This window comes from Paenibacillus polymyxa, from assembly GCF_018614975.1.
GTDB lineage: Bacteria > Bacillota > Bacilli > Paenibacillales > Paenibacillaceae > Paenibacillus > Paenibacillus polymyxa_E.
Genome location: NZ_JAGGNR010000008.1, coordinates 506,907 through 529,121, shown reverse-complemented (window position 1 = coordinate 529,121; position 22,215 = coordinate 506,907). Strand labels below are relative to the sequence as shown.

The window sequence follows — 22,215 nt, the reverse complement described above, 5'->3', positions numbered from 1 at the left end:
AAGAACAGGAGAGAATATATGAGTGATCCGCGTTCAACATACAGTATCCAAACGGCAGTGTTAAGTTTACAAGAGGAGTTAGAGAGATTAAAGATACAGGCGGTAATGGGGTGGCCCAAAGAATTCCGTAGTCTGGAATGGTATGGTTTGAAAAATGGAATGCGTGTATTGGAGGTCGGAAGCGGACCAGTTACATTACAGAGCAATTATTGAACAGCCTGCCGGACAGCGAGCTTACCTCGCTTGAGATTGATCGTTCACTGCAAACACAAGCCAAAGAACGGCTGAAAGATATTCCTTCCAAGCGATTACAATTTGTAGAGTCTTCCATCTACCAGATGGATCTGCCTGATGATTCTTTTGATTTTGTTGTGGCAAGACTGATCTTTCTTCACTTGAACAATCCTGACGAAGCTGCAAAAGAGATATATCGTGTACTGAAACCTGGCGGCCGTCTTGCTATTATTGATGTAGATGTCGGCGTTTTTGGAGCAGTGAATCCTGATGTTCCTGCTTTGCATACGGTATTAATGAAAATTTCGAACTATGTGGCACAACACGGCGGTAATCGTTTAATTGGCAGAAGTCTGCCGCGTCTCCTTTCTAAGAGCGGATACATCGATGTTGACATTGATTCTGTCCTTCAACATAGTGATCTGTTAGGCATAGAAGGGTTTAAGCAGCAGTTTAATCTTAATCGTTTTGTACATTTTGCTGAAAAAGGTGTGATCAGTTCGGAGGAATTTGCTCAACTGCAACATGCTTCTGAAGCGATAAGTCATTCGCCGGCAGCCTATGCCATGATGAATTTCATTGCAGCTTGCGGCACGAAGCCATTGACATAGCTGGGTTGAAACTAATTAGGGACGGAGGATGGGGATGAATATCGTTCATTCTTTTCAGGAATTAGTAGTTCGAGGAGATCATCAGGGTATGATTGAGTTACTGAAAAACTATGAACAATCCAGAAAATTGTCTGTCCATGAACGAGGCTGGGTCTACTGGAATGTTTCCGATGGTTATGCCTTGTTAAGAGAGCCGGAACTGCTTTATGCCAATCACCGGGCATTCTTCGAATGGGGGAAAGAAAATCTCGCCCCGGAGCAGTTACACTGGATCGTTTCGGATTCAACACAAGCGTTGTCATTATCACTGGGGAACTACTTTAATTATTGGATTGATTGGTACCAATATGCTTGTGATCATGCCCCGAAGTTGGATACCAACCGAGGTGTTCGATTCGAGAGCCATCGGGCTTTGGGTGGTTCGCTTTGGGTTTTGGAGAGATACAGTGAAATGGACAGTGTGCTTGAAAATATGAACCAGCTCATACAAGAAGATGAGTCATGGTCCAATATTCTTTTTGCCCGGATTACATACAACAAACAACGTCTGACTAGGCTTTATCATGCGGGGGATTTCGCGGGAGTTGAAGCTCTTGTAAACGAAACGATGGACTGGATTGATGAAATCAATGATGGAGCACTACCCATTTCAAGAAAAGATGAAGTGGTCGGAAGCTGGGAGGATATTAATGTCTCCAGAAATTCGCAGAGAGATATCAACATTGCGTTGAACAATTTTGCCTGTATTTTAACGGATATCGAAAGGTATCAGGAAAGTGTGAAATTGTTCATGCAAATACAGGAACGTGGTCACCACATGAATGCATATGGTTTTTCCAAATGGATATATTCGATCTGGAAGACGAGAGGGGCTGAGGCAGTTAAAGCTGCATTAGCAGCTGATGCAGCTTATGGAATAGCTGACCTTGTCAAACATACTCCTGAATTATCAGAGATCCAAGGTTTAACTTCAGGTGATTGAAGTCACAAGAGGATTTGTACAACAACGTGAAAGGAGTGATGTGATATGAGAAACAATACGAATCTGAGTAGAAGAAATGAAGTTGCAAGAGGTGTTTTTGTCTAGCGCAGAGGACCCAAGAAGGGTTTCGAGGGATTCCTCTGTGTAATTTTCACGAGGAGGAATTTCAAACAATGATTCATTTAAGAAGTGTGTCAGTGGATAATTGGTATGCATGCACCCAACTGAATTTAACTGAAGAACAGAAAAAAGGCTTTCCCGCACCGGTTGTGTATTGGATTGCTGAATCCAAGGTCTTGGGTCGAAAATCGGTCAAAAGGAGGTAGCTTGTCTTTGAAGCGTGTACACATTATTTTCTCATTACTCTTTATCATGTTAGGAATTGTGATTATTACGATCTCGAAAATGATTGAAGAGGTGATTCCCAAGCTGGGGTATGCAGCATTCCAGTCAGCAGCAGCTGGCAGTTATACTCCGAGTGATTATCAAGTAAATTTTGCACTGAATTATTGGATAGGCGCGATATGCATTTTAGGTGGAGTTATCTGTTTATTAGCTAGAATGAATTGGGTTCAGAACTCCATTCGTGAAATGAATACAAGAAACAAAGAGTTTGATGAAACTCATCATTATGACGACACAAGAGAACCGAAATAGTTTATGATATGACATAAAAAAAGAAAGGGCAGATCGATATGATTACATTCCAATACTTTGAACCGGAAGATTTTGATCAACTGATCGAATGGAGTGGAGATGAAGCGTTTCTGCTCCAGTGGGCCGGCCCTCAGTTCCATTATCCACTTTCCAGAGAACAGCTATCGGATTACTTGCATGGTGCCAATGATAAAAACACTTCAAATAAGTTCATTTATAAAGTGATGGATGATTCGACTCAGGAGATTGTGGGCCATATTGCTCTTGGCGGTATCGATCGATATAATCGTTCAGGACGTATCGGTAAGGTGCTTCTTGGTAAGCCATATCAGGGTAAAGGTTATGGGAAGCAAATGATCGATGAGGCACTTCGAATTGGATTTGAAGAGGAGAAGTTACACCGGATCAGTCTGGGCGTATTTGATTTTAATGTCTCAGCCATCCGATGTTATGAAAAAGCGGGCTTTGTACGAGAAGGACTTATTCGTGATGCGAGAAGACATGAAGATACATTCTGGAATCTTATCGAGATGAGCATATTAGAAAACGAATGGAAGAAATAGCTTCTCAAAAGGACTCATCATACTTGAGAGGAGGGTTACCCTCTCGTCATGCTGAACATACTGAAAAAGCTGACTTTTTGGTTTGTTATTTTCTCGTTAACCGTATGTTTTATTAATCTATCAGGGAACGATGATAAGAATATTCTGATTTACCTAACGAATCCTATAAATCCGTTGCTGAATGACTGGTTGACCAAAATAAATACAAATCCAGAGACGACTACATTTTTCAGGCCGTTGATATACTTGTTCCATTTGATTTTTTGGGGAGGAGTGGGGCTCATCCTGGATCGGCTCATTATGAAGCTTAAGCATAATAGGTAGATATGAACAACTCTCAGGCAGAGGTCATCTTTCTTGAGAAACACTTCGATGAACAGATATAATAACTGCGTGTACGAATGGAAAGGTGCTGTCCTCCTGTCATTTTCATGACAAGAGGACAGCACCTTATTTACTTCCTTCCTGATTTATTTCAATGATCCCCGTATCAATAAATTCCTTCACAGGCACACCGTCGCTAGCGAGTAACAGGGTCTCCATCATTTTGGCACCCCAGGCTCCTTCATTCTGCGAAATAACGGCAGACAATTGACCGTTGAGCAACCCGTTTTCACTGGTCGGGCTATCACCGAATGCGATTAAATGCCGGTTAAGGCCTTTTGCTTTCCAGATCAGGGTAGAAGCAGAGACAGAAACAAAATCGAGTCCGATAATCGCATTGAAGTGAGGGTGAGCCTGAATCATGTTCTCCATCTCGGACATGGCTTGATCTTCATTCCCTTGATGATAACGAACTTCCAAGATTTCGATGTCTGTTTCACTGCGGATATAATCAATGAATCCATTAAGCCGCTGTTGCAAACCTTGCATCTCCTCCAAGCCATTCTCGACAAGAATCATACCTTGATTATGCAGGAGTCGTGTAGTTGTCATCGCGAACTGCTCGCCAGTGCGATAGTTATCGGCGCCCACATAAGCGATTCGATGACTGGATGGGACATCTGACTCAAATGTAATGACAGGAATACCTGCAGCTTGGGCTGCATCAATAACGGGGGTAAGTGCAGCAGCATCCACAGGCGATATAGCGATCCCGTCCACATGCTGTTTGATCATATTCTCCATGATACGGATCTGTTGTTCGGTATTGGCTTCATCAGGTGCGTTTACAATTAATGTAATATTGTGTTTCCCTGCATACTCCGTTGCATCCTTCGTGATCATCTCATAGGTTGGATACGTCATTGGATAGATAATACCAAAAGTTTTGCTCACTGCAGATTTCTCTACAGGTGAAGTTGCAGGAAGTGTTGCAGCCATCTGCTGTGGACGAATGTGTGCCGAACCGGATGAAATGATCATCGGGAACAGCAGCATTAGTGTAAGTAAAAGTGCAAATCTGGCTTTATTCATACATTGGCTCTTTTCTCATATCTGATGGTCTGGCCTGCGATTCCTCGGTTCCTTGAGTTCGGTATTCTCTTGGCGTAAAACCTGTTGTTTTCTTGAATATATTAGAAAAATAGTGAGAATCATTGTAACCGACTTGGTAAGCAATCTCAAAGGTTTTGTTACTGGTTGTTTTCAGCAGCTCCTTGGCTTTACCGATTCGAATCTGGGTTAGATACTCCGTTATCGTTTGACCGGTTTCCTGACTGAAAATCTTGCTTAGATGACTTGGACTGATTCTGACGTGTGCAGAAATCATCTTCAACGATACCTGTTCGTTATTGTATTCACGGGATACATAGGCTTTCACCTGATCAATGACATCACTGTATTTTCCGGAGCACGCTGCTCTTCTCTGCCATAACAGGTTAAGCAGGGAACACAGATATTGGGTGCAATCCTCCCAGCACGTAATCTTCCGGATCGTCTGCTGCAGGGAAGTAATGTTCTCATCGGAATGGTCACTCATGCGGAATAGCTGATTGGCGAGCCGAAACGACTCCAGCGTAAGATCATTCAACAGATAGAAGCCATACGATGAGGACTTCCAGTCGAAGGACTGTAATGGAGCGGCAAACTCCTCCACAAAATGGTCTCGCAGATTAGGGCTGCCTATTTTGAGGAATTCAAGAAACGAATGCCTGTCGAGAAAAAGAGTCGTTTGCTCATCCAAGTTAATGTCACGTAGAGAAGCTCTGTTCTGAAGGGTGAGCCGGGTAATATATTTATCCTCCTCCGCTTCCAGATAGGAGACATGAATCCCTTGCAGCCGCTCCTGTTGACTGCCAATGCCCAGAATAATATTACATTTGAACGTATGCTCAAGTTCCATACGAACCCGCCCGCGAAGCTGCTCCAGATATACGGATATGCTGTCATCGTCGTTATACTTGAGCAGAAGCACGAGCTCCGTCCGGCTTCGTATATAAGGAAGAAGTTCTATGTGGGGATCACGAGTTTCCTCCAGTACGGGAATCAGCTTCTTCATCATGGATTCCGAGTCTGGAGAGTCGTCTGTTAATCGAACATCGATAATGACAATGGTGTAATACCTGGCTGAAAGATGAAGTGAGAGTTGTTTGGCTGATTCAAGCGCATCGGTTGTACCGATGAGTCCCCCGCACAGATCGGCCAGCAGTTTTTCTTTGGTGATCGTCCGGCTTGACATACGCTGGTGTTCTTCATCCATTTGTTTGCTGACCTTATGAAGCATTTGAATTAGCTCTGCTGCGCTTATGGGCTTTAGACAGTACTCGGTCACACCAAGTCGGATGGCCTCCTGGGCATAGCTGAATTCATCATGACCGCTCATAATAATGATTTTGATATCAGGTTGTTGAGTGCGAACGATGGAGGTCAGTTCCAATCCGTTCATAAATGGCATTTTGATATCCGTAATCAGAATATCCGGAGCCCATTCATGAATTAAAGGTAACGCAAGCTCGCCGTCGGGTGCATCCCCGCAATAGTGGAAACCTTCCTTTTCCCAATCAATGCAGCTGCGTATATTCTCCCGAATTCCAATTTCGTCATCCACGATCATCACCTTTTTCAACGGTTAACCTCCTTGCTTTTGGGGATACGAATCATAAATGTGCTTCCTTCCATATACGTACTTTCCATTTCAACGCCATAAGCTGGTCCGAAGTAGAGCCGAATCCGGTGATGTACATTGAGCAGACCGAAACCGCCTTCCTGCTCGTCATCTTGGGGTGAACGGGAACCGGCCGGCTTCTCCAGCTCTTCACGTAATTGTGCCAATCGATCCGCAGACATGCCAATTCCGTTGTCTTGTACGGTGAGAATGATGTTATTGTCCTCTACATATCCGTGTATGGATATTAGCCCTTGACCGCGTTTGTTCTTGATCCCATGGTAGAGCGCGTTTTCAATCAGGGGCTGCAGCGTCATTTTCAAAATGGGATAATCCTGAAGCTCACGATCAACGCTGATCTCGTAGGTGAGAATATCGTGGTACCTCATCTGTTGAATAACCAAGTAACTCCGCGCATGTTCAAGCTCGGTTTGAATGGATACCCAGTCGAATCCTTTGTTCAGACTCAAACGAAAGAACTTCGAGAGGGCTTGCACAAGTTTGATTACATTTTCTTTTTTCTCTGCTTCAGCCATCCATAGGATGGATTCCAACGTGTTATAGAGGAAATGAGGGTTGATTTGAGCTTGCAGCGTACGTAGTTCAGCTATTTTCACCTGTTCATTCTCTCGAATGCTCTTTTCGATTAGCATTTTGAGCTTATCCAGCATCACGTTGAAACTTTTGCCCAGATCAGCAATTTCGTCCGAGCCGTGTGGTGTGACTTTGGCTTCCAAGTAACCGTTTGCAGCTTTACGCATCTTGTTCATCAGAATCCGGATGGGAAGAATCAGTCGATTATTCAGGAAAAAATATAATGATATCGCAAAGAAAGCACTTAGCAAAACCGTAATGATGATCAATTGGCGAATGCTATTGGCCTCTGCAATGATTTCCTGATAAGGAGCTACCCCGATCATTTTCCATCCGGTCTGTTTTGAGGTGCTGTATACAACAAACTGGGGCTTGGATCCTGCAGACAGGATAAAGCTGTCGTGCTGTAAATGTAAAGGGACCGATCGGATCTGATCCATCATGGTTATGGATGCCGGGGTGGCATCCGGCCTAAAGAGTGTATTTCCGTGTTGATCACTAATATAGAAAAAACCGGAATCCTTAATGGGGGTATTCGTCAAAAAACTATCAATGAACGAATCATTCAAATCAATTACTATGAACCCGATGACCTCATGCGTAATTCGCTCTTTGACCGTGGTTATAATTGAAAGCGCATTCTGTTTAGGGTAAGCAAACCCATCCAGCCTGTTATATTCGGCATAGGCTGCAGAATGAGGGATGCGCAGTATGGCATCCGGATACTGTATCAGATACTTGAAGTACGGGTTACGTAGCGGATTTCGTTCCAGCTTAAACACGCCTTTTCGTTCACTTATGCCTTTTCCATAAAAATTCACGAATGAGATATTAAGTACCTTGTCATACTTGTAGGTTTCCCGATAAAGATTGTATGTCTGAAGGATAGCTTTGGCTTCCGGGTAGGACTCCGATTGAGAATACAGATATTGAAGCACTTGCGGGTTCTTGCCCAGTTCGAGCAGCCGTTCTGTATCCTCAAACAAGATGTCAATGTTCCTGGCAAGCTGGTCGGCAACGAGTTGTGTCGAGGCCTTGTTATGATTGGATACGACCGTATAGGATTTGTGGTATGAAATCAATCCAACCACGATCAGCGGTACTGAACTGAGGATGATAAACATGCTGAGTAATTTAAGCCTGAGGCTTGAAGCAATCCATTGAATGAGTTTCAACGTATTCCACTCCATCTGAAGGGATCAAAAATGTATCATTAGTATAACATGATTTTCTAATATGTAAGAGAATCGTTAAATACTACACAATTAAACAAAGAAATTACACTTTTTAAACCCCATTTTTTGAAATTACTAAATTATTACATAAATAAAGTATGAGACTCCATATAAGCTTGGAATGAAAGCGTTCTATAATGTGGTCACACCACAAGGTGAAATGAAAAAGGGAGGATCACAACATGCGAACCAAAAAAAAGTGGGGACTTGCCATAACATTGGCTATGGTGATGCTGGTCAGCACGGCATGTAGCAGTACCAATGGAGGAGCAGGCTCCGATAATGAAACTTCAACGGGTGGAAATGGCAGTACACCTGCCAGTACCAAAACAATTACGCTTGGTTTTTCGCAGGTTGGTGCGGAGAGTGGCTGGCGTTCGGCGAATACCAAGTCGATTCAGGATTCAGCCAAAGAAGCGGGTTATGATTTGAAATTCTCCGATGCGCAGCAGAAGCAGGAAAATCAGATTAAAGCTTTGCGATCCTTCATCCAGCAGAAGGTGACGGTGATTGCTTTTTCCCCTGTTGTAGAATCCGGTTGGGATACCGTATTGAAGGAAGCGAAGGATGCAGGCATTCCCGTGATTTTGACGGACCGAGCTGTGGATTCGCCAGATAAAACGCTCTACAAGACCTTTATTGGTTCCGACTTTGTAGAAGAAGGACGCAAAGCAGGTCAGTGGCTGAGTGACCAATACAAGGACACACAAGACGAGATCAATATCGTTGAGCTGCAGGGTACAACAGGCTCCGCACCAGCGAATGACCGTCAAGAGGGCTTTATAGAATTGATTGCTTCCAATTCAAAGCTTAAAGTGATTGCTTCACAATCGGGTGACTTTACACGTGCCAAAGGCAAAGAAGTCATGCAAGCTTTCCTCAAAGCACATAAAAAAATCGATGTTCTCTATGCACATAATGACGATATGGCACTTGGTGCAATTCAGGCCATTGAAGCGGCAGGACTGAAACCAGGCGTAGATATTACCATTATCTCTGTGGATGCCGTGAAGGATGGGATGCAGGCTGCTGCTGATGGCAAAATCAACTTTATCGTTGAATGTAATCCGTTGTTAGGACCTCAACTAATGGAAGCGGTTCAAGCCGTAGTAGACGGGAAAGACATCGAAGCCCGAATCGTAACGGATGAGACGACCTTCACATCGGAGCAAGCCAAAGAAGCATTGCCAACACGCGAATATTAAAAGCAGATTCGTATAACACCGAAAAGTCATTTTTCGACCAGGCTGTCGCTAAATGACTTTTTTCCATAACAAAGGAGAGGGTTATATGGCCGAGCAAGCACCCATTTTGCAAATGACAAGCATCACCAAACAATTTCCCGGGGTTAAAGCGCTATCCAACGTCAGCTTTCGCTTGTTTCCAGGCGAGATTCATGCCTTGATGGGTGAGAATGGAGCGGGGAAGTCGACGCTTATTAAAGTTCTGACCGGCGTTTATTCCATTGACGAAGGAACGGTAACGATGGATAACCGTGATCTCTCGATCTCCGGTCCGCTTGAAGCGCAAAAGGCGGGAATCAGTACCGTTTACCAAGAGGTCAATCTCTGTCCGAACTTAACGGTCGCTGAGAATATTTTCATCGGTCGGGAGCCGATGCGATTTGGCAAAATCAATTGGAAGCAAATGAACAAAGATGCGGAGAACCTTCTGCGAGACAGATTACATCTGTCCATCGACGTTAAGGCTCCTTTACAGACCTATTCGGTCGCGATGCAACAACTGATTGCAATTGCAAGAGCACTCAGCATCTCGGCAAAAGTGCTCATATTGGATGAACCCACATCCAGTCTGGACAAAAACGAGGTTCAGCAACTGTTTCGTATTATGCACAAATTAAAGAGTGAAGGTCTCGCAATTCTTTTTGTTACTCATTTTCTTGATCAGGTATACGAAATGTCGGATCGTCTAACGGTGCTCCGTAACGGGGAATTGGAAGGAGAGTACATAGCCGCAGAACTTCCACGCATGGAACTGGTGCTCAAGATGATCGGCAAGGAGCTCGAGGTGCTTGAGGAGCTTCCGAAGGAAGCGGATGCTGCTCAGGCGGAGTCGGGAGAACTGTTAATTACCGCTAAGGCACTTGGACGCAAAGGCGCGATTGAGCCGTTTGATCTGGACATTCGCAAGGGAGAAGTTGTGGGCTTGGCTGGGTTATTGGGGTCTGGTCGTACTGAGATCGCTCGCCTTTTCTTTGGTGCAGATCGTTCGGACGAAGGCAAGCTGCTCGTTGTGGATACAGGAAGTACGGTCAAGTCGCCGCGTCATGCAATTGATCAGAATATTGCTTTTTGCTCCGAGAATCGTAAAACCGAAGGCATAATCGATGATTTGACCATTCGGGAGAACATTATTCTGGCTTTACAAGCGACACGAGGTTGGTCCAAACCAATCTCACGCAAGAAACAGGGTGAGATCGCCGAAAAGTACATCAACCTGTTAAATATCCATCCGAAAAACCCGGAGCATTTAATTAAAAATCTGAGCGGCGGTAATCAGCAAAAGGTGTTGCTTGCACGGTGGCTGCTGATGAACCCCGATCTGTTGATTCTCGATGAACCTACGCGTGGAATTGATATCGGTGCAAAGACTGAGATACAGAAGCTGGTGCTCTCTCTGTCGAAGCAGGGCATGGCCGTGCTGTTCATTTCGTCCGAGCTGGAAGAAGTGATTCGTGTCAGCCACCGGATTGCCGTAATCCGGGACCGCAAAAAAGTGCAAGAACTTCGCGGGGATCAGATTGATCAACAGCAAATCATGAAAGCAATGGCAGGAGGTTAAAGAGATGGCGGGCAAGATGCGTAAACATCATTTGTTTTGGCCGTTGTGTATGCTTGGTTTACTTTTAATCTTTAATTTGCTGTACTCTCCGGATTTCTTCTCCCTCGTCATGCGTGAAGGGAATCTGTATGGCAGCTTGATTGATATTCTCAATTTTGGAGCGCCCTTAATTCTGGTATCGATCGGTATGACACTGGTGATTGCGACCGGAGGTATCGATTTGTCCGTGGGCTCCATTGTAGCGATCTCCGGTGCCGTGGCTTGTATGAGCATCAGCAGAGGAGTGGATCAGAGTTCGCTCTGGCTTGTGTTGGTTGCACTTGGATTATCTATAGGTCTCTCACTGATCTTGGGCATATGGAACGGGGCGCTGGTTTCGGTTGCCCGAATCCAGCCCATTATTGCAACGCTTATACTGATGGTAGCTGGACGTGGGATTGCGCAATTGATTACGAGTGGACAGATTATTACTGTATCCAACGCGAACTACGCCTATATCGGGGCAGGTTCGCTTGCAGCATTGCCTTTTTCCATCTTCATCGTATTAACTGTTCTGCTTGTTGCCTCATTGTTGACAAGAAAAACGGCACTGGGACTGTTTATTGAATCGGTCGGAAGTAACGCAAACGCGAGCCAACTGGCAGGTATTCGTTCAAAAACGGTTATTCTCACGGTATATGTCTTCTGTGGTCTGTGTGCCGGCATTGCCGGGCTTATTCTCAGCTCAAATGTATCCAGTGCGGATGGCAATAACGCAGGTCTGTGGTATGAACTTGATGCTATTCTTGCTGTAGTCATCGGGGGTACTTCGCTCAATGGTGGCCGTTTCTATCTAATGGGTACCGTCGTTGGAGCACTCATTATCCAAACCTTAACAACGACGATCTATATGATTGGAGTCCCGCCAGAAGTTACGTTGGTTGTCAAAGCCTTTGTTGTACTGGCCGTATGTTTGATTCAATCCGATTCATTCCGCAATTCCATGGTGATCCGTTGGAAAAAACGGAAGTTTCCAGCCGAACAGGGGGTTAACCGCCATGTTTCTTAATCGTAAGTATCTCCCGGTCTTTGTCACCTTCGGTTTGCTGGCCGTGATGTTTGCCATAGGCTCTTTCCGGTATACGGGGTTCTTCTCCACACAGGTACTGCTTAATCTTCTCATTGATAACGCATTTCTGATTATCACGGCGATTGGCATGACTTTTGTGATTGTATCGGGAGGAATCGACCTGTCGGTAGGTTCTGTCATTGCGCTGACGACCATCATTAGCGCAAGTCTGGTCGAGAAGCAAGGATGGTCGCCTGCGATTGTTATACCAATGGTGCTTGTCATGGGTGCGCTCTTTGGCACAGTCATGGGGGCGATCATCCACTATTTCAAAATCCAGCCCTTCATCGTGACATTGGCAGGCATGTTTTTGGCGCGGGGGCTGTGTTATGTCATCAGTCTCGACACCATTACCATTACGAATCCATTTTACACACAGGTTGCGCAGACGAAAATTTCTCTGCCAGGGGGCAGCTTTGTCTCCATTAATGTGATTATTGCTCTGGTTATTGTACTGCTCGCGATCTACCTGGCACATTACACCCGGTTCGGGCGCAACGTTTACGCCATCGGCGGAAGCGAGCAATCCACGCTGCTCATGGGACTGCCGGTTGCACGTACCAAAATCCTGGTGTACACGTTCAGCGGTTTGTGCTCCGCGCTTGCCGGTGTTGTCTTCACCTTCTATATGTTATCCGGTTATGGATTACACGCCATGGGTCTTGAACTGGATACCATCGCCGCTGTTGTGATCGGAGGCACCCTGTTAACAGGTGGTGTAGGGTATGTGGCGGGAACCTTTATTGGTGTATTGATCCAGGGGGCTATCCAAACTATAATTAGCTTCGAAGGTACGCTCAGCTCATGGTGGACCAAGATTGTGATTGGCCTAATGCTATTTGTTTTTATTTTGTTCCAGCGACTTCTTAGCGGGCGGCGAGTATCCTCGAAATCACTGCATTAAGTTGATCGAAGTAAATGATATTGAATACAGATACCGAAACAATGATATAACAATATGCGCTCTGCATTGGTGAATGCTGAGCGTAACATGGAGATGGGGGATGCGTGAGTGAGAAGACATGTGAACGGGTTGTGCTTGTTCATTCTACTGCTGCTTGTCGGCTGCACAACCCCTGAGTCTGAATCTGTTCCTCCTCCCATCTCGTCTAACAACTTCGAAACTCTTCCCTCCGTTGAGGAATGGATGGAATCAGCGGTAGCAAGGGATACCTCTACGAAACCGATTGTCTTGGGTTTTTCACAACTGGGCAGAGAGAGTGCCTGGCGTCTGGCAAACTCCACGTCTATTCGCAATGCTGCGGCTGAATCGGGAATCTCCCTTGTAATAAAAAATGCAGAACAGTCTCAGACGAAACAGTTCGAGGCTGTTCGGTCGTTCATCAGGCAAAAGGTGGATGTCATTGCCATTGCACCGGTCGTGGAATCGGGCTGGGATGGTATTCTTCAGGAGGCCAGGGATGCAGGTATACCCGTGATCATCGTAGACCGGTCAGTTGATGTCAAAGACACTTCACTTTTTGTGACAACGATTGGATCGGACTTTTATGAGGAAGGTGTGAAGGCCGGGAAGTACATTCAGGATCGGATGCGAAATCATCCGGGTTTGATACGGATTGCCGAACTGCAAGGTACGAGTGGTTCTACGCCTTCCATCCAGCGTGGTGAGGGCTTTAGAAGCATTTTCGAAACCAGAGCAGATATCATCTTCTCACAAAGTGCTCCTGCCGATTTTACGGAGGACAACGGGAAACAAGTGATGAAAGAATTCCTTCAAGTTCCGGAAGACGAACGGCCGCATGTTCTTTTTGCCCACAATGATGAAATGGCTTTTGGCGCTATACAAGCGATAGAAGAAGTTGGGCTGAAGCCGGGAGAGGACATTATCATTGTCTCGGTGGACGGCTCCCGCAAAGCACTTGAAATTCTGGCGAGTGGAAAAATCAACGCTGTCGTGGAATGTAACCCGCTGCTAGGTCCTCAGCTTATGCAGGCTACCAAAGAAATTATTGCAGGGCGTACACTCCCGAAGCGCATGGTGCCCCCGGAGGACATTTTTACACAGGAGAGTGCTAGACGGGAGATGTACAACAGGCGATTCTAGAACACATGAAAAAATAGAACATTTTGGATAAAATTCAATTTACTTTAAATAAACGTATCGTTTATACTTAATTTACCTTGAACTAAAAGTTCTTATCTAAGAGAAAGTACACAGCAGATTGCATACATTTGAAAGCGCTTTTATTGAAGGGGTGAACGTCCGATAAAGAGAGGGAGTGTAGAAGGTATTATGCTGTGAATATAATATGAGGAGGTAATTTTATGTTCAAAGTAAAGCTGGCAAAGGCGGTAATATCTCTCGCACTTTTCGGTACCTTGTTTTCTATTCCGGCGGTGCCTGATGCTCGTGCTGCAGATGCAAGTTGTCCGAATGGTTATGTGGGTCTGACGTTTGATGATGGTCCATCTGGAAATACAACAAACATGCTTAACGCGTTGAAGCAGGCTGGCTTACGGGCAACGATGTTCAATGTTGGACAAAATGCGCAAAATAATCAATCTCTGGTTACTGCACAGGTGGCAGCTGGAATGTGGATTGGCAATCATTCCTATACACATCCGAATATGACTACATTAAACAGCTCTCAGATGTCGTCAGAGATTACACGGACACAGCAGACGATTCAGTCCATTACTGGAAGTTCACCTAAACTGTTCAGACCTCCTTACGGTGCGACAAATGCGACCTTGAAATCCGTTGTGAGCCAAAACGGTCTGAAGGAAGTGCTGTGGAACGTAGATTCCCAAGACTGGAATGGTGCCAGCGCAGCCCAGATTGTAGCGGCTGTGAACACAATGAAAAGTGGGGATGTCATTCTAATGCATGATCAGTACCAGACGACACTTCAGGCCATTCCGCAAATTGCACAAAATCTGAAGAATCGTGGCCTTTGCTCCGGCATGATCTCACCAACGACAGGTCGGGCAGTTGCGCCTGATGGCGGCACCACCAATCCCCCAGGTACTTCAACAAAAGTAGAAGCCGAGAATATGACCAAAGGTGGTCAGTACACCGGGAATATAAGCTCCCCTTTCAACGGAGTGGTGCTGTACGCCAACAATGATTTGGTTAAATACACGCAATATTTTGCAAGTGGAATCCATAATTTTTCGCTTCGTGCGGCTTCAAACAATGCCAATATGGCTAGAGTTGATTTGAAGATTGGCGGACAGACGAAGGGTACCTTTTACTTTGGCGGAAACAACCCTGCGGTCTATACGCTTAATAATGTTAGTCACGGCATTGGAAACCAGGAGATTCAGCTGGTTGTAACCGCAGATGACGGGACATGGGACGTGTACATTGATTACTTGGAAATAAATTAATTATCGCAGGGTTAATTGAAAAATAATGTACAAATATGAAATCCCATTGGAAGCTCAATGGGATTTCATTATGTTTTTTTCCATTTTGTAACACAAAAGTGGAAGGGGAAGATTTATAATGGATGAAATTGTATATCAGAAGAATTTGGTTTCTATTGAAAAATTTCATTGAATGGGAGTGAAAGGATTAAATGATCATCATGATTAATGGAGCGTTTGGTTCGGGAAAAACTTCTGCAGCAGAAATACAACAAACACTTAATTGTCCCCATGACCATCTATAAAGAGGAAAACTTTAATTACATTTATAACGGTTTGAAAGAAATCGATCAGGACATTCATCATTTTTGCTTTACGGCTACAGAAGAGACGATTTATCATCGTTTGGCTAAACGTGGAGATGAATATGGAGGCTGGCAATATCAACAAGCATCAAAGTGTGTTGAAGCTTTCAAGGATGAACAATTTCAAACTCGCATTATTACCGATCATCTGGAGACCAGTGAAATCATAGAACTCATATTGAAGAAGGTCCTATCCAAATAATTTACGCGTTTTATTGAAAAGATTGCTAAAGAACAAGGATTCCATACCTTAATTGCGACGATTTGCATGGAGAATACAAGAAGTAAATCATTATTTGAGAAAAATGGTTATGAACAATGTGCTCTGTTTAAAGAGATTGGATATAAATTTGATAGAAAACTGGATATTGGAAGTTTCCAAAAGATATTGTAAGGAGAATACGAAATGAGTAGAAACCTATATATTATATCTGGCCCCCCTGGAGTAGGGAAATCTACAACTTCCAAGCTGCTGGTTCAGACTTTAGATAAAAGTGCCTACATTTCTGGAGATGCGGTTAGTCACTTTCCGGTCAAAGGGCGAGGTAAACCCTGGCTTGATAAGGATACAAATGACTTAACTTGGAAAAATATATCTAGCCTAGTGAAAAACTTATTGGATTATAAATACGATGTAGTGCTGGATTATGTGGCCTTTCCTGAAGACATTGATGGATTAATGACAGAATTGGAAGACTATCATGTTCGCATAATCTATGTTGTACTGATGGTGGATCGTCAAACCATTATTCGTAGAGACCGTCTAAGAGCAGAAGAACATCAAATGAAAGAAAGAAGTATAATTCTGCTGGATGAGTTTGAAAATCATCCGGATCTGAGAGTAGATAACAAGCTGTATACTAATCATTTTACAGAAGATCAACTACCTGAAATCATAAGTGAAATTATAAATAATGAGAAATATCGATTGAAATAACTGTACTGTTATTAGGCTTCGAATTGTAAAAATGCACGAGCGTTGAATAACCAATAAAAGGTAGAAACAAGCATTAGATTTTATTAAGAATGATGCAAAAGAAAAAAATTCGTGGGGGGGGGGATTATCGAGCTGAATTTAAACAGATTAGAACTTGAAGTGTACGAGTATAATGAGACTGCTTACAAATGTTATTTAAAATGTGGCTTTAAAGAAGAAGGAAGATACAGAAAGAAGATATATAAAAAGGGGAAATACTGGGATAGTGTTTGCATGAGTATCTTGAAAACTGAATATGAGCAGTCATAGTCTCAAGAGGCATCCATGATTTAAAAGATCAATTATAAAAGAGACAGCGAGAAAGCTGTCTCTTTTATTCTTCTAAACAAATGTATGTGCAACTTTATACAGATCTATCGAAGCTATATTTCTTCATTCTTCATTTAGATAAACAAAATCACTGTCAATAAGCCCCTGTAAATACTCGTCAAAGCTGTTTGAAATCACTACGTATTCGTCAGGGTCGTGCAAAAAGCGAACAATCTGACCACATACACCTTCATCAGTAGGGTTAAAATCAATATAAAGTCTTGATGTTCCACCATTATTCATACAGTCTGAAAAATGAATATACCTCCCTGGAAGAAGCCCCTCAGGATTGATCTTAGAGTCAACGGCATCCTCTTCATCTTCGTATTCTAAAAGATAAGAGACGTCTTCTTCTTTTTTTGAACTTTCGAGCATTTGTTTGGTAGAAAGTAAATAATATGGATATCTACCTTCTTCAACATCTGAGCCAAGAATACAAACCGCAATTTCTTTTTCTCCGTACTTCCTCCAATATGTACCATCCATATTTTCAAGTAAACCGATTAGTGATTCTGGACAATTTGGATATTCTGATCTTAATGTAGTTATATCTTCTTTTGTAGCACCGCTCGCTGTATTTAGTTCCTCAAGTTCTTCAGTTGATAATGCTGCTCTCAATCCATTTAAAAATTTGTTAACCAAATCCATTATGTTGTCCTCCAATCATAAAATATAAAGCAAATATAAACAGATAAAGTCAAAGTACTTCGTTGGTATGAAATCCCCTACCCTTCAATATGTTCTGTATTCTAAGATCAGTTTATCATTTTTCTCTAGTTTATTGATACGTCTGGTGATGAAGGCGAATGGGATTAACTGCTAAGCTTAGATAGACCCTCCCATGCTTTCGTAGTACAATTATGTAAGTAATTGTAATATAGATTTATAGTAACGATATAGAGGAGCTAGCTCAACAACCAGGATGTAAGTGAATGAAAATCTCCCATGATATTTGAATATAGATGAATGCGATTACATTGTATTAGGGGGTATCTGATGATATATCGGAGAAAAACCTATATTATTGCGACTTCTTTTGTAGATGAGTTTAATGCTCTATTTAATGATATTTTGCTGCTATCCCAATTGAAATACGGATCAAGACTTATTGGGAGATGGCACACACCAATCGATGATGAAACCAGCGAAATTTTTGCGATGTGGGAATACGATACCCTTGAACAATACGAAGAGATTGAGAAAAAGATAAAATTAGATACAGAACACGTAAAGCGAGTTCAAGCCCGTTTTGATCAGATTGGAAGACATCGGTATAAAGAAGTATTTCGAGAAGAGATTAGGCAAGCGTTTTTCACATCGACAGTAGATCGCGAACAAACGATTTTGAAATGAATGAAGAAGGAGTTGAGAGAAAGATGGAGACAGAACGACTTATATTTCGGAAATATACCAAAAATGATTTCGATTTACTTTTTGAGATGACACGTGAGCCAAATATGATGAAATTTATAAGACATGGAGTACCCTGGACCAAGGAAGAAACCATGCAAAGCCTGGAAAAGTTCATCAACTGGAATAAAGACGATAAAGGGCTTTTCCTCGCATTCAATAAAGAGGATAACAAGTTAATTGGAACCTCTGGACTGATTCCTCAAGTCATTGAAGGCAATGATGAGCTTGAAGTTGGTTACTGGGTTATAGAGCAATACTGGGGAATGGGTTACGGATATGAACAAGCAAAAGCGTGGAAAGAATATGGCATGGATCACTTGAAGCAGAAAAGATTAATATCGTTAATTCAACATGGCAATGTGGGTTCTATGAAAGTCGCGCAAAAGAATGGCATGAAACACGAGAAGGATGTAGACATAATAGGGAAAAATGTAGCAGTATACTCGATTGAGGGGAGTAAATGAGAATTCGAATTATTGGATCTTGCGGGAGTGGGAAGTCCTATCACTTTTTTGAGGATTACTCGAATCTGACAACAGATGTATTAGTAGATGATTTGTTAGCGGTAAGAGATTATGTATCTAAGGAGTTAGGTCAAGAGAAGGTTATATTAATTGGTCATTCATTTGGTACATACATCGGGATGAAAGCTGCAGCTAAAGCACCCACTCAGTTTCACGCTTATATAGGCATTGGACAGATGGCTAATACACTTCAGAGCGAACTGGAAAGTTTGGAGTACACGTACGAGCAAGCTAAACAAGCGGGTAATGCAGAGGACGTTCAAAAACTGGAGCTAATTCGCAGCTCGATCGAGCAAGGAAAGGAACTTACGCCTAGAATTTTGTTGCAAAAGTACGGTGGTGCAGCCAGGCTCATCCATGAGAATAGAGATTATATTTCAGGATTCCTTTTTAATCCCGAATACAATGGGCTGGATATGATTCGCTTTTATTCAGGGATGTTCAGTTCACAAGACATCTTACTGAAGGAAGCATTTGATCAAAATTTACCCGAAATTGTTGATCAACTGGAGATTCCTACCTATTTTGTAACGGGTAAATATGATTATATGACCACCGCGAATGCAGCACGTGATTATTTTGACGTATTGGATGCACCGATCAAAGACTTCATTGTATTCAACGAGTCGGCGCATTACCCACAGTTTGAAGAGAAAGAAAAATTCGTAAAGTGGTTAAATGAGCTATTTTAATATGCATTGAGAGGAGCAAGATCATATTGTTCAGTGAATTTATTGAGCTTGAAGAAGAGAGTGATGAGAGTTACCGGTGTTACACACTGCAAAATACAGTACAAATATTTAAACATTGCATACAGGATGAGGATTTAAATGACGTCCGAATATATGTGTCCACTAATACACCGTTAGATTCAATGGTTCATAAAATAGAAGACTACATTAAGTGGTTTTCAACTTGTGAGACTGTCTTTCGAGAATATTATGAGAATGAACTTCATGAAAAGGTACATCAGAATTGGTTTAATGAGATTGAAGTCTATCGCGTGGATATCACATTTAACAGTATAACCGACTACGGCGCAACCATATCTTGCGGAGATAACATTATGCGCGATCACATCATGATTATTGATTTGGATAGAGAACAAATTCAAGCAATCCACTTAAACGGATAGATGGGTTATTTTGTAGTAAATAGTCACAAAAAACAATAAAGATATCGCTTTATTTTCCATAAATGTGTTATTATGTTGGTGGCGGGCGAAAAACTCATTTGTTTGATCGATAGAGAGAGGAGGCACGTATTCTCGAATCATTCAATCTGTATGCATAGATTAACTGCACTGCTTGTTAAAAATAATAGAATAAGCGGAGGTATGGTTATGTTCAAAAAATGGAAGAAATTCAGCATCAGCAGCTTAGCGCTTGTGTTAGTGGCTGCCGTGGCCTTTACCGGATGGAGCCCTAAAGCATCAGCAGCAGATGCTTCGCAAGTGGTGGCTGAGATGGGTGCAGGTTGGAATCTGGGCAATCAGCTGGAAGCAGCGGTGAACGGCACACCGAGTGAGACAGCTTGGGGTAATCCTACGGTGACTCCGGCGCTGATCCAAAAGGTAAAAGCGGCAGGATTCAAAACGATTCGTATCCCTGTCTCCTATTTAAACAACATTGGAAGCGCTCCCAATTATACAATTAATGCGGCATGGCTGAATCGAATTAAGCAAGTCGTGGACTATGCATACAATGAAGGTCTATATGTCATCATCAATATTCATGGCGATGGATACAATTCCGTACAGGGTGGATGGCTGCTCGTGAATGGTGGCAATCAGACTGCCATTAAGGAGAAATATAAGAAGGTATGGCAGCAGATTGCTACCAAGTTCAGCAACTACAATGACCGTCTTATTTTCGAATCCATGAACGAAGTATTTGATGGCAACTATGGCAATCCGAACTCGGCGTATTACGCCAACCTGAATGCCTACAATCAGATCTTTGTGGATACGGTTCGTCAGACTGGAGGTAACAACAATGCCAGATGGTTGCTGATTCCAGGCTGGAATACCAATATTGACTACACTGTTGGTAATTATGGCTTTGCTCTTCCGACAGATAATTACAGATCCGCAGCTATTCCTAGTTGGCAGAAGAGAATCATGATCTCGGCACACTATTACTCTCCGTGGGATTTTGCAGGTGAGGAAAACGGCAATATCACGCAGTGGGGTGCAACAGCAACGAATCCTGCCAAAAAGTCTACTTGGGGACAAGAGGATTACCTGGAATCGCAGTTCAAGTCCATGTACGATAAATTTGTGACTCAAGGCTATCCTGTAGTGATTGGTGAGTTTGGTTCGATTGATAAAACGTCGTACGATTCAACCAACAATGTATATCGCGCTGCTTACGCCAAAGCGGTTACAGCAAAAGCCAAGAAATACAAAATGGTTCCTGTTTATTGGGACAATGGGTATAATGGTCAACATGGATTCGCATTGTTTAACCGCTCGAATAATACCGTGACTCAGCAAAATATCATTAATGCAATCATGCAAGGTATGCAATAATTTACTGTCTATCTGCATCCGTGCAAACGGCGTGTTCCTTCAAAAGGGACATGCCGTTTTTTGTGCTACCCGGAGATGAAGTTGAACAACATTTACCAATGCATTTTACATAAGCCACATACAGAATTCATTAAATCCCACAATAGCTTTTATATACTTAATTTGCTTGATATAGCGAACTAAAAGGACTAGGTGGTAGACAGAATGTTAAAAAAACGTGATTTGCAGGAATGCCTTTCACTGTACAGCTTAATGATGGACCCCGCAGTTTCTCCTTACGTTCGTTATCAATGCCAATCGTATGAACAATACCTATTCCTGACTAAACAATTGATGGCCGAAGAAGAGCAAAAGACAGTGATTTCCCGCACCATTTTGAATGAAACAGGGCAGCCTATTGGTACCATTGATCTATATCATATTGAGCAGCAAACCGGTTTTTTAGCCACATGGATTGGATCACCCTTTTTTGGAAATAGTTACAGCCAAAGAGCGAAATCCGCCTTTTTTGTTGAACTGTTTCTGGAACATGGGATTGAAAGGGTATTTATGAAGATACGCAAACAAAATATAAGATCCAGAAAAGCCGTACAAAAACTGCCTTATGTGAAATTAGCCAATGATGTGTATCCAGATGTATATCAACGGATCAATATGAATGAACAGATGTATGATCTGTATTATGTTGAACGGTCAGCCTTTTTTGAAAATAGTATGGATCTGCACCAAGTGGTAGCTACGTAACTTATTCAGAGAGCGTCAACAGCGGCGTCAGTGATGACGCCGCTATTTGATATGATGAGATTGAAAATGGAACATATTTGGACATAAATGCAGGAATATGGAATAGAGAATCGAAAGTCACATAAGTAGATAAAGCGTATGCAATATTGTGTGCGGTTAATCAAGGAGGCA

24 protein-coding genes and 1 pseudogene are annotated in these 22,215 nt (G+C 42.8%); 21 read left to right on the top strand and 4 right to left on the bottom strand.

What is annotated here, in order from left to right:
• Nucleotides 1-18: 18 nt before the first annotated feature.
• The 5 genes from J7E78_RS29275 (at nucleotide 19) to J7E78_RS05675 (ending at nucleotide 3,047) form a co-directional block, all read left to right on the top strand.
• Nucleotides 19-213 (top strand): protein-L-isoaspartate O-methyltransferase, encoded by a 195-nt coding sequence (locus J7E78_RS29275; RefSeq protein WP_251034834.1) that lies wholly within the window; start codon nucleotides 19-21, stop codon nucleotides 211-213.
• The gene (locus J7E78_RS05690) at nucleotides 210-845 is read left to right on the top strand and encodes a methyltransferase domain-containing protein (protein WP_251034833.1); all 636 of its coding nucleotides are present in this window, start codon (nucleotides 210-212) and stop codon (nucleotides 843-845) included. Before J7E78_RS29275 ends, J7E78_RS05690 begins: the two co-directional genes overlap by 4 nt.
• A 34-nt stretch (nucleotides 846-879) precedes the next feature.
• Nucleotides 880-1,827 (top strand): hypothetical protein, encoded by a 948-nt coding sequence (locus J7E78_RS05685; RefSeq protein ID WP_215075335.1) that lies wholly within the window; start codon nucleotides 880-882, stop codon nucleotides 1,825-1,827.
• 333 nt (nucleotides 1,828-2,160) lie between these two features.
• Nucleotides 2,161-2,484 carry a hypothetical protein gene (locus J7E78_RS05680; RefSeq protein ID WP_215075334.1) on the top strand — a complete coding sequence of 108 codons (324 nt, stop codon included), beginning with the start codon at nucleotides 2,161-2,163 and terminating at the stop codon, nucleotides 2,482-2,484.
• Nucleotides 2,485-2,522: 38 nt separating this feature from the next.
• Nucleotides 2,523-3,047, top strand: a complete 525-nt coding sequence (locus J7E78_RS05675; RefSeq protein WP_215075333.1) for a GNAT family N-acetyltransferase — start codon at nucleotides 2,523-2,525, stop codon at nucleotides 3,045-3,047.
• A gap of 450 nt (nucleotides 3,048-3,497) precedes the next feature.
• Here the strand turns inward: J7E78_RS05675 and J7E78_RS05670 are convergent, their stop codons facing one another.
• From J7E78_RS05670 to J7E78_RS05660, 3 genes are read right to left on the bottom strand one after another with little or no spacing between them, the layout of a single operon-like run.
• Nucleotides 3,498-4,463, bottom strand: coding sequence for a sugar ABC transporter substrate-binding protein (locus J7E78_RS05670; protein WP_215075332.1), 966 nt, complete (start codon nucleotides 4,461-4,463; stop codon nucleotides 3,498-3,500).
• Nucleotides 4,456-6,045, bottom strand: coding sequence for a response regulator (locus J7E78_RS05665; protein WP_311516953.1), 1,590 nt, complete (start codon nucleotides 6,043-6,045; stop codon nucleotides 4,456-4,458). The genes J7E78_RS05670 and J7E78_RS05665 overlap by 8 nt, the downstream gene beginning before the upstream one ends.
• 5 nt (nucleotides 6,046-6,050) lie before the next feature.
• A complete protein-coding gene (locus tag J7E78_RS05660) occupies nucleotides 6,051-7,862 on the bottom strand; it encodes a cache domain-containing sensor histidine kinase (protein WP_215075330.1) in 1,812 nt (603 codons plus the stop codon).
• Nucleotides 7,863-8,104: 242 nt separating this feature from the next.
• Here J7E78_RS05660 and J7E78_RS05655 point away from each other — a divergent pair, with 242 nt between their 5' ends.
• From J7E78_RS05655 to J7E78_RS29270, 10 genes and pseudogenes are all read left to right on the top strand, one after another.
• On the top strand, nucleotides 8,105-9,127 hold the full coding sequence (locus J7E78_RS05655; protein WP_215075329.1) for an ABC transporter substrate-binding protein: 1,023 nt from the start codon (nucleotides 8,105-8,107) through the stop codon (nucleotides 9,125-9,127).
• Nucleotides 9,128-9,212: 85 nt separating this feature from the next.
• Nucleotides 9,213-10,724, top strand: coding sequence for a sugar ABC transporter ATP-binding protein (locus J7E78_RS05650; RefSeq protein WP_215075328.1), 1,512 nt, complete (start codon nucleotides 9,213-9,215; stop codon nucleotides 10,722-10,724).
• Nucleotides 10,725-10,728: 4 nt separating this feature from the next.
• The gene (locus tag J7E78_RS05645; protein ID WP_215075327.1) at nucleotides 10,729-11,772 is read left to right on the top strand and encodes an ABC transporter permease; all 1,044 of its coding nucleotides are present in this window, start codon (nucleotides 10,729-10,731) and stop codon (nucleotides 11,770-11,772) included.
• Nucleotides 11,762-12,736: a galactofuranose ABC transporter, permease protein YjfF gene (yjfF, locus tag J7E78_RS05640; protein ID WP_215075326.1), complete on the top strand. Its 975-nt coding sequence runs from the start codon at nucleotides 11,762-11,764 to the stop codon at nucleotides 12,734-12,736. Before J7E78_RS05645 ends, yjfF begins: the two co-directional genes overlap by 11 nt.
• A gap of 108 nt (nucleotides 12,737-12,844) precedes the next feature.
• On the top strand, nucleotides 12,845-13,897 hold the full coding sequence (locus J7E78_RS05635; RefSeq protein ID WP_215075325.1) for an ABC transporter substrate-binding protein: 1,053 nt from the start codon (nucleotides 12,845-12,847) through the stop codon (nucleotides 13,895-13,897).
• A gap of 221 nt (nucleotides 13,898-14,118) precedes the next feature.
• Complete coding sequence (locus J7E78_RS05630; RefSeq protein ID WP_215075324.1) at nucleotides 14,119-15,183, top strand: polysaccharide deacetylase family protein; 1,065 nt, start codon at nucleotides 14,119-14,121, stop codon at nucleotides 15,181-15,183.
• A gap of 207 nt (nucleotides 15,184-15,390) precedes the next feature.
• Nucleotides 15,391-15,729, top strand: a complete 339-nt coding sequence (locus tag J7E78_RS05625; protein WP_251034832.1) for a hypothetical protein — start codon at nucleotides 15,391-15,393, stop codon at nucleotides 15,727-15,729.
• A gap of 12 nt (nucleotides 15,730-15,741) precedes the next feature.
• Nucleotides 15,742-15,921 carry a GNAT family N-acetyltransferase gene (locus J7E78_RS05620; RefSeq protein WP_215075555.1) on the top strand — a complete coding sequence of 60 codons (180 nt, stop codon included), beginning with the start codon at nucleotides 15,742-15,744 and terminating at the stop codon, nucleotides 15,919-15,921.
• Between the two features lie 12 nt (nucleotides 15,922-15,933).
• Entirely contained in the window at nucleotides 15,934-16,464 is a 531-nt protein-coding gene (locus J7E78_RS05615) for a P-loop nucleotide/nucleoside kinase family protein (RefSeq protein WP_215075323.1), read from the top strand.
• A gap of 132 nt (nucleotides 16,465-16,596) precedes the next feature.
• A pseudogene (locus J7E78_RS29270) lies at nucleotides 16,597-16,773 on the top strand (GNAT family N-acetyltransferase); the annotation flags it as partial.
• Nucleotides 16,774-16,896: 123 nt separating this feature from the next.
• On the opposite strand, the gene J7E78_RS05610 reads toward J7E78_RS29270, so the two are convergent.
• Nucleotides 16,897-17,481, bottom strand: a complete 585-nt coding sequence (locus J7E78_RS05610; protein ID WP_215075322.1) for an SMI1/KNR4 family protein — start codon at nucleotides 17,479-17,481, stop codon at nucleotides 16,897-16,899.
• A 348-nt stretch (nucleotides 17,482-17,829) separates the two neighbouring features.
• Between J7E78_RS05610 and J7E78_RS05605 the strand changes: the two genes are divergently transcribed.
• From J7E78_RS05605 to J7E78_RS05580, 6 genes are all read left to right on the top strand, one after another.
• Nucleotides 17,830-18,186: an NIPSNAP family protein gene (locus J7E78_RS05605; protein WP_215075321.1), complete on the top strand. Its 357-nt coding sequence runs from the start codon at nucleotides 17,830-17,832 to the stop codon at nucleotides 18,184-18,186.
• Between the two features lie 23 nt (nucleotides 18,187-18,209).
• Entirely contained in the window at nucleotides 18,210-18,710 is a 501-nt protein-coding gene (locus J7E78_RS05600; RefSeq protein WP_215075320.1) for a GNAT family N-acetyltransferase, read from the top strand.
• Nucleotides 18,707-19,462 carry an alpha/beta fold hydrolase gene (locus J7E78_RS05595; RefSeq protein ID WP_215075319.1) on the top strand — a complete coding sequence of 252 codons (756 nt, stop codon included), beginning with the start codon at nucleotides 18,707-18,709 and terminating at the stop codon, nucleotides 19,460-19,462. Before J7E78_RS05600 ends, J7E78_RS05595 begins: the two co-directional genes overlap by 4 nt.
• Nucleotides 19,463-19,488: 26 nt before the next feature.
• Nucleotides 19,489-19,905: a hypothetical protein gene (locus J7E78_RS05590; RefSeq protein WP_215075318.1), complete on the top strand. Its 417-nt coding sequence runs from the start codon at nucleotides 19,489-19,491 to the stop codon at nucleotides 19,903-19,905.
• A 207-nt stretch (nucleotides 19,906-20,112) separates the two neighbouring features.
• Nucleotides 20,113-21,300, top strand: a complete 1,188-nt coding sequence (locus J7E78_RS05585) for a glycoside hydrolase family 5 protein (RefSeq protein WP_215075317.1) — start codon at nucleotides 20,113-20,115, stop codon at nucleotides 21,298-21,300.
• Nucleotides 21,301-21,504: 204 nt separating this feature from the next.
• On the top strand, nucleotides 21,505-22,044 hold the full coding sequence (locus J7E78_RS05580) for a GNAT family N-acetyltransferase (protein ID WP_215075316.1): 540 nt from the start codon (nucleotides 21,505-21,507) through the stop codon (nucleotides 22,042-22,044).
• Nucleotides 22,045-22,215 lie beyond the last annotated feature (171 nt).